Source organism: Candidatus Cloacimonadota bacterium, assembly GCA_028706475.1.
In the GTDB taxonomy this organism is placed as follows: domain Bacteria; phylum Cloacimonadota; class Cloacimonadia; order Cloacimonadales; family Cloacimonadaceae; genus UBA5456.
On sequence record JAQWBI010000001.1, the window covers coordinates 127,517 to 144,249 of the forward strand.

Genomic DNA, 16,733 nt, shown 5'->3' on the forward strand with positions numbered 1-16,733 from the left:
TGTCTTTGTCCATAGCTGGTTCTTTACTGTCAGCAGAGTAGCACAGATTCTGTACCGGCGCTCACTGAAGCGCCGAGAAGGTTTTGGAGAGGATTGCCGGGGTCATCGCAGAAATGCGCTGCATTTTCGTGGGGTGGTTCAACAGCGAAGCTAGGCCTGAGTGTTCAGCAGGCCGAAGGCCATAACACAATAAAGAATTTTCACTACTACATCCTCCATATTATCAACCATTTACAAGATTGCTCATACAATTCGATGCTGTTTTGTCCCAGTGCTGTCCGTCATATAGTTAGTGAGAGGCCAATTTCAAAATATCACCTCTCAAAGGATATAACAATGTTTGAAAAGAAAAGAAAGGCGATCATCAGGAAAGCAGCTTCATTAAAAGGATCAGGTAATCTGATCGATGTATTACTTGAGAATCCCACCGTGCATCGGGATCCGAACCGGGCAAAACTGTACATAATCCATAGTTTTATGAAGGATGTGGAGGATCCTGAGCTGATCAGGATCAAGCGTATATTGGAGCACATTCTGGAGCCCACGGTTAACGTTCTGTACAAAAGGCAGAGCACAAAAAAGGAAGGCACGAAATGAAGGTAAAGTTCAAGAACCTCCTGATGGGTTACACTGGCATGCTAGATGATTCCGTGGTTTATTTTTCTGCCAAGCGCAATCAATACATCATCCGTAGACGTCCGAAGTTTAAGGCCGGCAAGCATAACCGGGATTTCACCGATGTACAGAAGAAGATCTATGCGATCCAGCCCAGTGAAGAATATCGGCAGGATTTACGCGCTTATCTGGGATTGTACAACGATTTGCCGCAGCATAGGGACAAGCCTCTTCATGCCTGGAATCTGATATACGTAAAACTAATGTGGAACATGAGTCACATCTTGCAGATCGATTTGCACAGCATTGACCGGGAACAGGTTTTGAATCTACCCTGTCGCACAATTGCAGCGGCGTGTGCGGCGGGATTATTGCCTAAGGTGAAGGGATACGAAACTTTTACAGCGCTCATCTAGGCCACAATGTGGTCAGAGAGCGCTTATAAAGAATAAATGAACTCTCACCTATCGTATAAGAGCCGATGTCTTGCTATACTATACCTTCAGGCTTTCTTTGTATTCCTTGTATCGTTTGGCGAGTTCAGGATCTGTCAGGGCGAGGATTTGGATGGCGAGCAGAGCAGCGTTTTTAGCGCCGTTAACAGCCATGCAAGCAACAGGTACGCCTGGCGGCATTTGTGCGATGGAGAAGAGGGCGTCAGTTCCGCCCAGACTGCCGGAGGCGATGGGGACACCGATGATGGGCAGAGTACTGTGAGAAGCGATCACACCGGGCAGATGAGCAGCCATTCCGGCGCAGGCGATGATGATGCCAAAGCCTTCATGTTCGGCTTCTTGTGCCAGCTTGGCAGTCTTTTCAGGATTGCGGTGAGCGCTACTGATGTGAAAATCGGAAGTAACGCCGAATTCATCCAGGGTTTTCTGGATTGGGCTGCAGATTTCGATATCGCTCTTGCTACCCAGGATGATGCGGACTTTCTTCACAAACTCTTCTCTTCCATCGGAGCGGTAAGGGCAGTGTGGATTTCGTCGGCGTTTGAAGCGCTGAGGAAGCTTTCCAGCACACCGGGATTCATAATCAGCTTGGAAATATAGGAAAGGCTGAAGAGATGTTGTTTGTCGTTGTGCAGAAGCAGCATAAAGAAGAAGTTCACCGGTTTGTTGTCCGGAGCGTCGAAATCTACGCCTTCATCGCTGCGTCCAAAGAGGATGCTGGGGGTTTTGATCTTGGAAGGGTGTAGATGGCGTGGATGCAGCAGAGCCACACCGTTGCCGATGGCGGTGGAGATCAGTTCTTCGCGGGCAACCACCACTTCGTAGAGCCAGCGTGCGTCGCGTACCAGTTTGAGGTCTTTTGCGTGTTCGCTAAGGATGCGAATGGCGTCGTATTTGTTTTCCGCGTGAAAATCCAGAAAGATGTTTTCCTGGCGCATGTATTCTTCAAAGTGGCAGATGACACGTTTGAGAGCCAGCATTTTTTCGTCGTTTTCATTGAGGTTTTCCAGCCATTCATTCAGGGAGTCATCATCGATTTTCTCGTTTTTTCCCACTATCTTGGTTTCGAAGATTTTACTGTTGATCATTTCCTGGATCACGCGATCGGAAACTTTCAGTTTCTTAGCTGCTTCGGCTTTCGAAATGTATTTCTTAGCCATGTCTTACCTCCTGATATTATAAGGATTTTAATGTGAATCAAATTATGAGTGCAAGGTTTAACTTGACAAGGATACGAGATTTTTTTGAATATGGTATAATGGTCAAGAGATTTATTTTCATAGTCATGCTAATGGCATCGCTTAGTAGTTGCTACTATTCCGTTTATTCAAATGCTTATCCGCATTTAAAAAAAATCCGGATCGAGCCATTTGAGAACAGCACCGTGGAGTTTGCCCTGGCGGATAAAGCTCTCAACGAGTTATCGTTATCCGTGCGAAATGATGGACGCTTGAAATTGGTAACCCAGGATCCGGATTGCCTTTTGGAAGGTAAGATAACCACTTTTGAAGAAAAGATTTACAGTTACGACAGCTCGAACCGGGTGCAGGATTATCAATTACGGATGGTATTGAGTGTTACATTCACGGATTTGGTGCGTAATGAAGTGATCTACGAGAACTCGGCGCTAAACATCAGCGAAATGTATAAAGTGGCGGAAGGCAGTACAGCCAGAAATGAAACAAAAGAGGAAGCCTTAAGTGAAATCTTCTCCAGCATCTTCAAAACAGTTATCCAAAACAGCCTTGAAGCCTGGTAAAGCAATGCGTTTGAACCGCTATCTGGCGTTGTGCTCTCTGGGCAGCCGGCGCAAGGTGGAAGCCTTTATTTTGGACGGATTGATATCCGTGAACGGCGCTGTAGTGAAGGACTTGGCCACGGTTGTGGATCCAAAAGTGGATGAAGTGCGATATATGGGGAAAGTAGTCACGGCAAATGCAGAGAAGACCTACCTCATTTTGAACAAACCTGCGGGCTATGTGGTGTCTCAAAAGGACGAATACGAGCGCAAGACAGTATATGATCTATTGCCGGAGAGATTTGCACATCTGCCTTATGCCGGGCGTTTGGACAAGAATAGTGAGGGTTTACTGCTGTTTACCGATGATGGCGAATTGATCAAGCGCCTTACACATCCCAGTCACAAAGTAGAGAAAATCTACCGGGTGCGTCTGGAGCCGAGGTTGAATAAAGCGGCGATCATGAAGCTGCGTGAAGGTGTGGAGATCGAGGGCGGCATCACTCGGACTGCCAAAGTGTATGTGAAGAGTGCCACCGATAGTGAAATGCTGTTGCGCATTGGGATCACCGAGGGCCGCAAGCGCCAGCTTCGCCAAATGATAGAAGCAGTAGGGGGCAAGGTCAAGAGTTTACGCCGGGTACAGTTTGGCCCCATCATTCTGGGGGATTTGCCTCCGGGCAGATGGCGTCCGTTGCTTCCCGCTGAGCTGCGGGAGTTGCGTAAAGCGGGACGCGGAGAAGAGAGCGAAAAGAAAGCTGAAAAGAAGCAGAAATAAAAGGATATAGACATGAAGATTGCCTTGATCGGACCGCCTAAAAGCGGTAAGACCACTATATTTAACGCCCTTACCGGACAGGATATTCCGGTGGATAAATACAGCCCTGCCACTGAAGCCAACGTAGGCATCGTGCAGGTGATGGATGAGCGCATCACCCGTCTCAGCGAGCTATACAAACCAAAGAAAACCATCTATGCGAACATCGAATTTCAGGATTTTCCCGGCATCTTTGCCACTGAGGGAGAAGAGGTGGAATTGGCAATAATGTCTTCCATAAAGTCTTGCGATGCTTTTGTACTGGTATTGCGTGCTTATGTAGATGAAGAGCTGGATCAGCTATATGGGGAGGCGGATCCCTTGAAGATGCTTTCTCATTTTGAGGATGAGATGATTCTCTGCGACATGGTGATCACGGAAAAGCGGCTGGAGAAGATTGAGCTGGGTTATAAGCGTGGAGTAAAGACTCCGGTGGTGCAGATCGAAGAGAAGGCTCTACGGTGCATTTTGGAGCATCTGCAGGAGAATAATAGCATTCGCAATATAGAACTGCATCCGGAAGAGGAAAAAGCTATCCGCGGCTTCCAGTTTTTTTCCTCCAAACCCATCCTGATCCTGCTCAATACATCGGAGGATGGTTTCAAGACTCCGCATGCGGCGTTGGAGGAATTTGCCCGCAGGGGATATCTTGCAAATCAGATCGCCGGAAAGTTCGAGCAGGAGCTAAGCACACTGGATAGTGATGAAGCAGAGATGTTCATGACGGATATGGGTATCAGCACATCCATCCGGGATCGCATCACTCTGCTCTGTTACCAGCTTTTGGGGCTTATCAGTTTTTTCACGGTGGGGGAAGACGAAGTTCGCGCCTGGACCATTACCAAGGGTACAAATGCTGTGAATGCGGCAGGAAAGATCCACAGTGATCTGGCGCGGGGTTTTATCCGGGCGGAGTGTTTCGCATATGATGCCATCATGGAGCATGGTAGCGAAAAGCATCTGAAAGAAAAAGGACTCTTTCGCTTGGAAGGAAAAGAATATATAGTTCAGGATGGTGATATTCTCAGCATCCGTTTCAACGTATAAGAAAGCAAGGAAAGCCATGCCTCCAAAAAAGAAACGAGCCAAAAGCAAGCAGAAGACACTGGCACTGTGGCCTCACAGCAAAAGGTTTACTGCCGCTGCGATCTGTCTGATCTCGATATTGGTGATCATCTCCCTTTTGACCGGATATCAGAGTATTGCCGGAGATATGCGGGTCTTACGCGAAAACGGCAATATCTTCAGTTGGTTCAGCTCTTCCGGGCAGGATACCGGTAATCCGGTGGGGGTTTTTGGTATCCTCTTCGGGTATGTGTTTATCTATATTTTTGGCTACTGGTTGGCGCTGTTTGGTTTCATCATCATATCTATCCTTTCCTTTCAATACTTTGTGGAGCCGGAGCATTATCTGATCCGCCAGAAAGCATATTTACTTGTGCTCGTGCTCTTTTTCCTACAAGCTGTGCTGGCGGGATCTCAGCCGGGTTATTCTCACAGCATCATACCGCTTTTTGTGTATCGGGTGCTCTCTGGGGTCTTTAGCGATACAGGTGCCAAGATTGTATTGATCGGAGCCATGATCCTCAGCCTGTTATTGATCATCGAGATGAGGCGCATCAAACAGTGGTTCTTGGTGATGTGGGAAGATATGGCGCGAGCAAAAGAAAGCAAAGCGCAGCGTCCGCAGATCGATGGCGCACCGATGCAGGAGAACAGAGTGGAATCCAAGCCGCAGATAATGGATCATGTGGAACGGGAAAGCCCCAATGTGAAGATTGCGGAGCCTATTGCTACCAAGAGTACGGAGCCGGAGCAAAGACCACCAAAGGTCGTTTTAGAGGGCTTTGAAGACGATCGTGAGTATCAGATGCCCAACGTGGAAGAGTTTTTGGAAAGCCCGGTTAAGCTATCGGATAAAGATCGCAAAGAGATCGAAGCGCAGATATTGGAAACCAGTGCCATTCTGCAGAATAAACTTGCGGAATTTGGCATCGAGGCTGAAGTGCGTAATGTGAACATTGGCCCCATCATTACCCAGTATGAACTGGAACCGGCAAAGGGTGTGAAAGTAAGTAAGTTTTCCTCGCTGGCGGACGATCTGGCTCTGGCGATAAAGGCAAAATCCATTCGCGTGCAAGCGCCAATTCCGGGACGTGGGCTTATCGGCATCGAAATCCCGAATCTCACCCGTGATATGATCTATCTGAAAGACCTGTTGTTGTGTGAAGAGATGCGCAAACATAAATCCAAGCTTGCCTTTGGGCTGGGGAAAGACATCTCTGGCAGGCCAATTGTGACGGACTTGGCAAAGATGCCGCATTTATTGATAGCCGGTGCCACGGGCAGCGGTAAATCCGTATGTATCAATACCATATTGATGAGTTTGATAATGCGTACCACTCCGGATGACCTGCGTCTGATCCTGATCGATCCCAAGCGCGTGGAATTGGCGGGTTATGCTGATCTGCCTCATCTGATCGGCAGCGTGGTTACAGATCCGGATACGGCTCTGGAAACCATGTATTGGGCGGTGAAGGAGATGGAGCGGCGCTATGAACTCTTGCAAGAGGCGAAAGTGCGTGAGATAATAGGTTATAACGATAAATATGCCCAGGATGTGAGCATGGAACGCCTGCCCTATATTGTGATTGTGGTGGATGAATTTGCCGATCTGATTATGACCAGCGGCAAGGATATCGAGCTGCCTATCACCAGACTGGCGCAGATGGCACGTGCAGTGGGCATTCACTTGATCTTGGCTACTCAACGTCCCTCCATCAAAGTGATAACCGGCATTATCAAGGCAAACTTTCCTGCCCGCATTGCATTTCAGGTATCCTCCCGGGTGGATAGCCGCGTGATTTTAGATATGATAGGTGCGGAACGGCTTTTGGGCAATGGCGACATGCTCTTTCTGCCTCCGGGAAAGGCGACTTCGGAGCGCATTCACGGCGCTTATGTGTCCGATTCTGAAATTGCCAGGGTGAACGAATATATGGCAACGCAACCCAAACCCAAGCAGGATTTTAGCCTGAAGCTGGAAGACGGTGGCAGGGGCGGCGGTTTTGTGGAATGGGACGATGAACTGTTTCCGGAAGCGGCGCGGGTAATCGTGCGCAGTGGAACGGCATCGGTATCCATGTTGCAGCGTCATTTCAAGATCGGTTATGCCAGAGCTGGGCGTTTGGTGGATCTATTGGAGCAGGCGCAGATTGTGGGGCCGCATCTGGGTAGTAAATCCCGTGATGTATTGGCAAATCGTGATGATCTGATCAGAATGGGAGTATTGAATGAAGAAGATTAGCATCGTCCTTGTGCTATTGTGTTCGGTTTTGACGGCGCAAACCAGCGCTGATCTATACAACAAGCTTGCTTCCTATTATTCCGGGCTTAGCGGCTTTCAAGCTGATGTGCAACAGGTAAATTACTTCAGCCAATTGAAGCACAGCGTAAGTTATACAGGCAAGCTATACTTTCAGAAGGATCGCATGCTGATGGAATTTTCCAAACCATCTACGCAGCGGTTGTTGATCCAAAACGGTTTTGCCGAGCTATACGATGCCGGATCCGGTACGCTGTTCAGGAGTGCTGTGATGCCGGAATTTAACAAGATGAATCCCATTGAGATTTTAGAACATTACTGGACGAAAAGTACGGTAAAAATCCTGGAAACATCCAAAGGGATCAGCCGGGTGGAGCTGAAACCCAAGAGTGACCCCCTGATCATTAGCCTGGAGGCACGTTTGAACACAGCCACCGGTATGGTGCAAGAGCTAAGCTACACCGATAAATCTGCCAATAAAGTGTCATACCGCTTCACAAATGTAGTGCGGAATAAGAAGATAGAGCCCTCGGTGTGGAAATACGATTACCCCAAAAACACACGTGTAATAGAACAATGAAGGCCGGTTGAGGAAAGATGATAGCACTTATTATGGCAGGGGGATCCGGTACTAGATTTTGGCCTATGAGCCGCAACAACAGACCCAAGCAGTTCCTGAAAGTGGCAGGAGACCGCTCTATGATTCAGTTGACGGTGGATCGTCTGATGCCCATGATCCCGCAAAAAGACATCTATATCGTAACTGCGGCAAATCAAACGGAACTGGTACGCGAACACTTGCCCGCTTTGCCAGCGGAGAACATCATCATAGAGCCTTTTGGGATGAACACAGCACCCTGCATTGCCCTGAGTGTTGAGTATCTGAAGTCCCGATATAATGAAGACACTGCCATGATCGTTCTGCCGGCGGATCATGTGATCAGCAAGCGAGATGCCTTTCTGATGTCTCTGAATAAGGCCGGGGATGCCGCATCTAAAGGGAGCTTGATTACTTTTGGGATTGTGCCAGATTATCCCGCAACGGGTTATGGGTATATAGAAAGCGGAGAGCTGATCTCCGAAGGTCTGTATGAGGTGCGCCGGTTCAAAGAAAAGCCTGATCTGGCTACAGCCAGGGTCTTTCTGGAGCAGGGCGGATTCTATTGGAACAGCGGGATGTTTTGCTGGACTATCGGTACTATCAGCAAGGCCTTTGAACGCCATCTGAAGCCCGCTTTTGACCTCTGTGCGAAGATCAGCACTGTATGGAGCGAACATGGTTTCTCTGCTGACATCAGCGCTTTGTACAGGCAGATGCCCCGCATCCCAATCGATATCGGGATCATGGAAAAAGCCGAGCAGCGCTGTGTGATTCCCGTGGATCTGGGCTGGAGTGATGTGGGCAGTTGGAAAGCGCTCGCCGAGCTAAGTAACAGAGATGCTCAGGGAAATTGCAGCTCTGCCGGATTGTATGCCCGTGATGCCCGCGACAACTATATTCAAAGCGATAAATTCACTGCCATCATCGGAGTGGACAATCTCTGTGTGATCGAAACCGGGGATGCCATCCTGATAGTGCCCAAAGACCGCAGCGAAGACGTGAAGTATGTAGTAGAACACCTTAAACAACAAGAGCTTACGGAACTGCTCTGATACGATTAGGAGATAAAAGATGGATTCCAAAACCTTTGATTACCTGTATTACAAAACTCATGGCTACACTCATGAACAGATCTGCAAGGAAAGCGGTATGAGCACAGAAGAACTGGAAGTGATGGAAAGCGCTTTACGGCCTGTATTGGCAGAGATCGAACTGGATCGTCCCAAAGCCAAAAACATCGGCCAGGATTTTGTGAAGCTGACCCGCTATGTGTATGCGGTTCAGAGCGATCAACAACTGGGTATCCCCCGTCCTGATGCCATCAAAGCCCGCAGCGGAGAGCTATTTGCACTGCCGGCAGTAGGCACCCTGGATTTCAAGGATAAGAGCTTGCAAGACATGATCTCGCAGCGCCGCAGCCTGCGGGAATACAGTGAAGAACCGCTGAGCATGGAAGAGCTTTCCTTTTTGCTGTATTGCAGCAGTTGGGCGCGGGATTTTCGTAGCAACGAGCGTATGGAAATCACCTTTCGCAATGTCCCGTCCGCCGGTAGCCGCCACCCCATTGAATGTTTTCTGGATGTGCACCGGGTTAGCGGAATCAAGAACGGACTCTACTATTATCACCCCATCAAGCATTGCCTCATCCTCATGGAAGAAGGCGCTGAGGTGCACCAAAAGATCTTTGAGGGCTGCCTCAGGCAAGAGATGGTTAGCAAAGCCGCGGTGAATTTCATCTTAAGTGCTGTGCCCTATCGTACTTCCTGGCGTTATGGGCAGCGAGGATATCGCTATCTGTATCTGGATGCCGGGCACATCGGGCAAAACCTGCATTTGGCAGCAGAGGCTATTGGAGCGGGATGCTGCATGATCGGTGCATATCTGGATGAAGGCTTGAATTCGGCCTTGAATTTGGATGGTTTCGAAGAGTTTGTGATCTATGTGGCTGCTTTGGGCAAGAAAAAATGACCCGGTACAAAACTGGATACAAGCCCATGGAAGTGTGACAGAGCCGATATTCTCCTTTACAAGATTCTCATGATAGGATAAGTATCTCTTTACTGAATCATTGGGAAGATGCTGGTTGTCAGATGATGCTGTAAGGTTGGGAATGAAATGTGCATACATTTCTAACTATAAGATGGATAAAGCTGGAAACAAACATTAGGAAATTATTGGATAATGCGTTTTTAGATACAGGCAAAGGCGCAGTAAATGGATAAAAATAAACCATAAAATGGAGAAAAAGACATGAAGAAAACAACTGTTCTGTTTTTGCTCTTGATGCTTTTTGGCATTATAGCAGCAGAAACGTACACAATCGGAGATGGCACCTCCACGCAGAATTATGTCCCGGCATACGGGTTATATGATTACAGCTGGAGCAAAACCATCTACACCGCAGACGAACTAGCCACTGCCGGTTTTACTCCCGGTAGTATTACAGGTCTCGGTTATAGTGTTGGAAACACACCATCCAATTACACATTTTTGGATCAACGGGTATATGTCCGTCACACCACGGCAGCAATGTATGCACCTGAAGACAACACTTTGCCAGCAAACACAGAGTTTCAAAATGTCGCAATGACAGCTGTTACCTACAACGGTGGCGGATGGCATTATGTGATGTTCAGTACTCCTTTTGTCTGGAATGGAACAGACAACATCGAAATACTGTGGGAAAACTGGGATGGCGATTATATAAGTAATTATCCGAATTTCCATTACACTGCCACCACAGACTATAAAACAGTATATAAGTATGCTGATAATTCTTTTCCTGCAGAGGCAACCGGGACTCTTTATTACAATCGTCCCAATATTCAGATCGTAACCCCCAGCACCACTCCTCCCAGTCCGGCAACCCTCTTGGGGCCTGTTGACGGTGGAGTGTCTTTCACAGATGTAACACTAAGATGGGCTGCCGGTGACGGTATGCCTACCGGATACAATCTCTATTTTGGTACCACAGAGACTCCGGCATTTCTCGTAAACCAAACGGCAACCTTCTATGAATTGACAGATCTTGCCCCTGCCACCACCTACTACTGGCAGATAGTTCCTGAAAATGCCAATGGTACTGCTGAAGACTGCCCTGTATGGAGTTTTAGCACTCCAAATGCAGATCAATTGGCAGAGAGTTTCGAAGTAAGCGTCCCGCCAGCGGGTTGGGTCTCTGTGGGAACTGCGAGCTGGAGTCAAAGCACTACTTCAGCCACACACGGAGGTTATGCAGCATACAAGTCTGGCTTGTCATCAGGTCAATTCACTCTCTCCACTCCGATGCTTACTATCGCATCCGGAGACGCTGTTACCTTTGATCTGAGAATTTCCAGCCTCACCGCTTCTTTGGAACTGGTTTATTCTTCAGATCGTGAGACCTGGACTCTTCTGAACAGCTATAACGTAAGCGCTACCAATACCTGGCAAACAATAGTGGCAGATCTCAGTACCATAGCCGGAAACTACTATCTTGGCTTCCGTACTTCTCAGACATCCGGCAGCTTCTATATCGATAGTGTATTTGGCCCTGATGTTACACCCCTGGCTCCAGGTGCCCCTGTCCTCTCAGCTCCTGCTGATCTAGCTATAAATGTGGTTGAAAATACCACTTTCACCTGGACAGCTCCTGTTACTGGTGGCGTACCCACAGGTTACAACCTCTATCTGGACACGGTGGACGGAACTACCCTATATGCCTCCAACGTGACATCTCCTTATACACTCACCACTCCTTTGGCATATAATACCACGTATTATTGGACGGTGGAAGCTTATAATGGAGCAGGTACCGGTCCTCAAGCTACTGTGCAAAGCTTCACAACTAGACCAGACCCCACAATCTCAAGCTTCCCATGGACGGTGGATTTCGGTACAGTTACCGCAGATTGGCCTGTGTTGAACTGGAGCCAGCTCAGTGGATTGTATCCCACTCCCACCGGAACCTCAACACAGTGGAATCAAGGTAATTGGTTAAATGTGAGCACTCCCGCCAACAAAGCTGCCAAGATCAACATCTATGGAAGCTCTCGCAACGGCTGGCTTATCACACCACCGGTAGATATTCCTACTGCTGGTTACGAGTTGAGCTTTGATTTGGGTCTTACCGACTACGGCAATGGTGACCCCATCGAAGATCCTACTGGTCAACTGGACGACAAATTCATCGTAGCTATGGGTACAAATCCCAGTATGACCGATGCAGTGATCCTGCGTGAGTGGAATAACGCAGGTAGTGAATTTGTGTACAATCAAATTCCGAACACTGGAACCGAAGTAGTCCTCAACCTTGGTGATGTTCAAGGTGTTCGCTTCTTTGCTTTCTACGGTGAATCCACTGTATCTGGCGGGGACAACGATCTCTTTGTGGACAACGTAACCGTGCGTGAAATTCCCAGCTCACCGGTGCTTACTGTCAGTCCTCTGAGTATAGATTTTGGCAGACTGGTACAAGGCACAGCGTCTATTCCCGTTGATCTTACCGTTGCAAACGATGGCACCGGTATCTTGAATGTGAATGCTTCCGAGTTCACAATCTCCGGTCCCAATGCCTCAATGTTCACAATTGATGCTACAAACCTTCCTGCTGCTTTGGCAAACGGAGAGTCTGTGATCATACCGGTTACTGCTACCCTCAGTGTAGAAGGTATCGTATCCGCTACCCTGACTGTGAACAATGTGCAGACCGGCACCATTGTGGAAGTAGCCTTGAGCGCATATGGAAATCCTGAAGGTCTGGTAACGATCGGCGACGGTGTTGTAAATCAAAACCTGCCCATCAATGCCTTCTATGGTTACACATATTCTCAGAGCATCTTCATGCAGTCCGAGATCAATATGCCCGGTCAGCGTATCGAGAAGATCTATTATCACTGGAATGGATATGAAGAAGCCGTATCTTCAAACGACTGGGTGATCTACATGGGTCATACCTCTTCGAGCGAGTTTGCTTCAAGTACAGCTTGGCAGGCTCTTGATGATCTCACCCAAGTATATGCTGGCAACGTAGCCCTTCCTGCAGTTGATGGCTGGATCGAGATTATCCTTGATATTCCCTTCACATACAACAACACAGATAACTTGGTGATAGCAGTGGACGAAAACACTGCCGGTTACGATGGAAATTCACACTATTTCTACAACACAGCAACCACTGCCAATCGTAGCCTTCGCTATTATAGCGACAGCGCAAATCCAGATCCTGCTATACCTGTAAGCGGAACCCTGGTATCTGCAATCCCCAATATCATGATTCAATTTGGCGATCTGCCTTCTGATCCTATCCTGGCAGTAAGCCCCACTACCTGGGACTTTGGCAACCAGATCATAAACACCACCCATAACAAGAGCTTCACTATTACAAATAATGGTGCCGGAACTCTCAACGTAGGTAGTGTCGTAGTGTCCGGTGCTGCTTACGCATTGGAAGCCCCCTTTACGCCTGTAGCTTTGGGTGCTGCTGAAACCGCAACCTTCACAGTGGTATACTTGCCTACAGTAGTTGGTGACCACACTGGAAGCGCAGTAGTAACCGCTGGTAACCAAGAGATCACAATCGATCTTACTGGTAGCTGCTACGATCCTATCATCTCCACCTTCCCCTGGTTGGAGGATTTTGGCACTTCAGAAGCCGATCCTTTCGTACCAGTTGAATGGAACCAGATGAGCGGTTTGTACCCCACTCCTACCGGGACAAATGCTCAGTGGAATCGTGGTGACTGGTTGTACAGCTCTACAGAGAACAACGCTGCCAAGATCAACATCTATGGCACCTCACGTTACGGTTGGCTGATTACCCCGCCTGTAAATATTCCCGATGGCAACTATGTCCTCGGCGTAAGCCTGGGTCTTACCGACTGGAACAGTGCTAATCCTTCAGAATCTATTGGCGAACAACCCGATGACAGATTCCTGGTGATCATGAGCGACAGTGCAGACATGACTAACCCTGTGATCCTGCGTGAATGGAACAACACCGGTGCTGCCGATGTCCTTGACGCTATTCCTGCTACCGGCGCTGATTTCGATATTCCGCTTACCGGTATCTCGGGCATCAAGTACTTCGCATTCTACGCGGAATCCACCGTATCCAATGGTGATAACGACTTATATCTGGACAATGTGACCGTCTATGAAGGCACTCCCATAGATAACCCGATCTTCGCCATCACACCTACACAGCATAACTTTGGTGAGTTGAACGTAGGCGAAACAGCCAGCCAGGATTTCACCATTTCGAATGCAGGCGATGGTACTCTTACCATCAATGCCATCAGCATCAGCGGAAGCAACATGATGAACCTGGACACACTGCCCACTCTGCCCGCAAACATCAGCGGTAATGAGACACTTACTGTTACAGTGAACTATGCTCCCACCGCAGCAGGTGAACACGCAGCCACTCTGGTTGTCACCGACAACCTTGCCCGTGTAGCCCACAATATCAGCCTCAGCGGTTCTGCAGTTGAACTGCCGAATGATCACTATCCGCCCTCAAACCTGAACTTGATAAATGTCGTTGGTATGAACGTGCATTTGGCTTGGGACGCTCCCACTCCTCCTCCTAGTGGAGAATGGATTACCTGGTGCGACCCTGAGACCATCGGAAACGCTATTGGAACAAACAGTGCTGCTCAATTCGACGTGGCTCATCGTTATGATGCTACAGATTTGGCAGACCTCCATGGCTCTACCCTCACCAACGTCATGTTTGTACCAAACGAAGCAAGCTGCACATATACAATAAAAATATGGACTGGAACTTCAAATACAGCTCCCACCACCCTGGTACACTCTCAAGTGGTGTCCAATCCTGTGATTGCAGCATGGAACGACATCGAGCTTACCAATCCCGTTGCCATTCCCGCTACCGGCCAACTCTGGATCGGTTATGGAGTAGATACCACCACCGGTCATCCTGCCGGTTGTGACGCCGGGCCTGAAGTGGAAGGCAAAGGTAATATGATGAACTTCGGTGGCTGGACTACTCTGACTCAGATTACTGATCCTGTGCTGCATTACAACTGGTCCATCCAGGGTTACGTAGATTACAACCGCGCTATTGGCAGCATTTCCAAGGGTATCGTGGAAGCTCCGCTTCCCAGACCCGCCGGCGATCTGCAAGTGACAGGACAAATCAGAACCGTAACCCGTGAACACACAGCTTACAAGCTCTATCGCGACGGAAACCTTGTTTCCACCATCGCCGATCCTGCTGCTTTGAGCCATGTGGATACAGTTCCCACTTTTGGAACTTATTTCTACACTCTTACAGCGGTTTATCCCGGTGGTGAATCCGTACCTTCAAATATGCTTGAAGTAACGATTGAAGAGCTCGAAGGTCCTCAGGATCTGGCTTATACCGTGGATGTAAATGATGTGACGCTGACCTGGACCAGCCCTGTTCCGCCGGTTACCGGTGACTGGATCTCCTGGAGCAACAATGAAGCTGCTCTGGGTAACATGGTTGGCACAGCCGGTGCAGCTACTTTCGATGTAGCCCATCGCTTCGATGCTAGTGACCTTACCGACTATGTGGGTGGAACTCTGGTTCAAATGAAATTCGTACCAATGTATGCAGACGCTGTGTACACTGCGAAGATCTGGACTGGTGGTTCCACTACAGCTCCCGGAACTTTGGTACACAGCCAGGTAGTTGACGTTACGACTGAGAATTGGAACACCGTGATCCTCTCCAACCCTATTACCATTACTGCCGGACAGCAACTCTGGATCGGCTATGGCATCAATACCCAGGGCGGATACCCTGCCGGTTGCGATGACGGCCCTGTGGTAGAAGGAAAGGGTAATTTAATGAACTTAGGTGGCTGGACTACTCTGACTCAGATTACTGATCCTGTGCTGCCTTACAACTGGTTGATTCAAGGCTTGATAGCTCAAAACCAAAACCTGAAAGCCATTACTATGTCTCCCATCCATGAAGAGCCTCTGCATATGCCTGAGGGCAATCTTGCCGCAAAACGTATCGATATGTCCAGAAGCGACACCCGTGCGATTCTGATGGGTTATAAAGTCTATCGCAATGGTGAACAAATCGGAAGTGTGAACGATCCTGAAGTAACGACTTATACCGATCTCGATCTGCCTAACGGCGATTATGTGTATGGTGTGAGCGCCGTTTACAACACAGGTGAAACCACTCCTGTTACCATCGATGTAAACGTGAATGTGGAACTCGGTGAAGAAGTGTTCATGGAGACCTTTGAAACCTACGATGATTTCGCTACTACCTTCGGTTGGTGGAACACCCTGGACCAAGATGCTTCACCTACTTATGGTTTCACAAACATCGATTTCCCGAATAGCGGCAGTGCCATGGCATACATCATCTTCAACCCAAATTCAACCGTACCTCCAATCGAAGGAATGGATGCCTATGAGGGAGATAAGATGGCTGCCAGCTTCGCTGCTACAACTCCTCCAAATAAAGACTGGTTGATCACAAACCGTATTTCTCTGGGAACAAACAGTAGCATCAAATTCTACGCCAAGAGCCACACAACTGAATATGGTATGGAACAGTTCAAAGTTGGTGTTTCCACCTTTGCAACCATCATTCCGCAACTATTCCAGTTCGTGTCTGGCCCAGACCCTGTACAAGTTCCTGGAAACTGGACCGAGTATTATTTTGATCTCTCGGCTTACGACGAACAGAATGTATTCATTGGTATCCAATGTGTATCCAATGATGCCTTTATCTTCTTGCTGGATAATGTCGGCGTGTATAGCGACGACGGATCTCCCACAGAAGATGAAATCACTCCTGTGGTGAAGACCGAACTGAAGGGCAACTACCCGAACCCCTTCAACCCGGAAACCACCATTCGCTACAGCGTAAGAGAAACCGGTCCTGTAAGCGTGGAAATCTACAACCTGAAAGGACAATTGGTGAAACGTCTGGTGAACGAAGAAAAAGCCGCTGGTGAACACAGCGTGGTTTGGAAAGGAACCGACAACAACAACCGTCCTGTAAGCTCCGGTGTATATTTCTACAGAATGACAGCCGGTAAATACAGCTCATCCAAAAAAATGATCATGATGAAATAAGCTTCGGCTTATCGTGATATGGCAGGCTCCCGTTTTTGGGAGCCTGTTTTAATATACAGTCACATATCTGGTGTCGTGGCTAGCTTGGTGCGCTAATCTCTATTGCTACAGCG

At 48.4% G+C, this 16,733-nt stretch carries 12 protein-coding genes; 10 read left to right on the forward strand and 2 right to left on the reverse strand.

The window, feature by feature from the left end; all coding sequences use genetic code 11:
* Positions 1-336: 336 nt before the first annotated feature.
* Both PHF32_00630 and PHF32_00635 read left to right on the forward strand, forming a co-directional pair.
* Positions 337-597: a hypothetical protein gene (locus tag PHF32_00630; GenBank protein MDD4559236.1), complete on the forward strand. Its 261-nt coding sequence runs from the start codon at positions 337-339 to the stop codon at positions 595-597.
* The gene (locus PHF32_00635; protein MDD4559237.1) at positions 594-1,031 is read left to right on the forward strand and encodes a hypothetical protein; all 438 of its coding nucleotides are present in this window, start codon (positions 594-596) and stop codon (positions 1,029-1,031) included. Before PHF32_00630 ends, PHF32_00635 begins: the two co-directional genes overlap by 4 nt.
* A gap of 78 nt (positions 1,032-1,109) precedes the next feature.
* Here PHF32_00635 and purE read toward each other — a convergent pair whose 3' ends face one another.
* Positions 1,110-1,559, reverse strand: coding sequence for a 5-(carboxyamino)imidazole ribonucleotide mutase (purE, locus tag PHF32_00640; GenBank protein ID MDD4559238.1), 450 nt, complete (start codon positions 1,557-1,559; stop codon positions 1,110-1,112).
* Entirely contained in the window at positions 1,556-2,230 is a 675-nt protein-coding gene (locus PHF32_00645) for a PTS sugar transporter subunit IIA (GenBank protein MDD4559239.1), read from the reverse strand. The genes purE and PHF32_00645 overlap by 4 nt, the downstream gene beginning before the upstream one ends.
* Positions 2,231-2,328: 98 nt before the next feature.
* Here PHF32_00645 and PHF32_00650 point away from each other — a divergent pair, with 98 nt between their 5' ends.
* From PHF32_00650 to PHF32_00685, 8 genes are all read left to right on the forward strand, one after another.
* Positions 2,329-2,829, forward strand: coding sequence for an LptE family protein (locus PHF32_00650; GenBank protein ID MDD4559240.1), 501 nt, complete (start codon positions 2,329-2,331; stop codon positions 2,827-2,829).
* The gene (locus tag PHF32_00655) at positions 2,771-3,586 is read left to right on the forward strand and encodes a pseudouridine synthase (GenBank protein ID MDD4559241.1); all 816 of its coding nucleotides are present in this window, start codon (positions 2,771-2,773) and stop codon (positions 3,584-3,586) included. The genes PHF32_00650 and PHF32_00655 overlap by 59 nt, the downstream gene beginning before the upstream one ends.
* A gap of 12 nt (positions 3,587-3,598) precedes the next feature.
* Positions 3,599-4,672: a DUF933 domain-containing protein gene (locus PHF32_00660; GenBank protein MDD4559242.1), complete on the forward strand. Its 1,074-nt coding sequence runs from the start codon at positions 3,599-3,601 to the stop codon at positions 4,670-4,672.
* A gap of 16 nt (positions 4,673-4,688) precedes the next feature.
* Positions 4,689-6,932, forward strand: coding sequence for a DNA translocase FtsK (locus PHF32_00665; GenBank protein ID MDD4559243.1), 2,244 nt, complete (start codon positions 4,689-4,691; stop codon positions 6,930-6,932).
* Entirely contained in the window at positions 6,919-7,530 is a 612-nt protein-coding gene (locus PHF32_00670; protein ID MDD4559244.1) for an outer-membrane lipoprotein carrier protein LolA, read from the forward strand. The genes PHF32_00665 and PHF32_00670 overlap by 14 nt, the downstream gene beginning before the upstream one ends.
* A gap of 17 nt (positions 7,531-7,547) precedes the next feature.
* Positions 7,548-8,603 (forward strand): mannose-1-phosphate guanylyltransferase, encoded by a 1,056-nt coding sequence (locus tag PHF32_00675; protein ID MDD4559245.1) that lies wholly within the window; start codon positions 7,548-7,550, stop codon positions 8,601-8,603.
* A 19-nt stretch (positions 8,604-8,622) separates the two neighbouring features.
* Positions 8,623-9,519 (forward strand): SagB/ThcOx family dehydrogenase, encoded by an 897-nt coding sequence (locus PHF32_00680; protein MDD4559246.1) that lies wholly within the window; start codon positions 8,623-8,625, stop codon positions 9,517-9,519.
* Between the two features lie 282 nt (positions 9,520-9,801).
* Positions 9,802-16,620 carry a choice-of-anchor D domain-containing protein gene (locus PHF32_00685; protein ID MDD4559247.1) on the forward strand — a complete coding sequence of 2,273 codons (6,819 nt, stop codon included), beginning with the start codon at positions 9,802-9,804 and terminating at the stop codon, positions 16,618-16,620.
* Positions 16,621-16,733 lie beyond the last annotated feature (113 nt).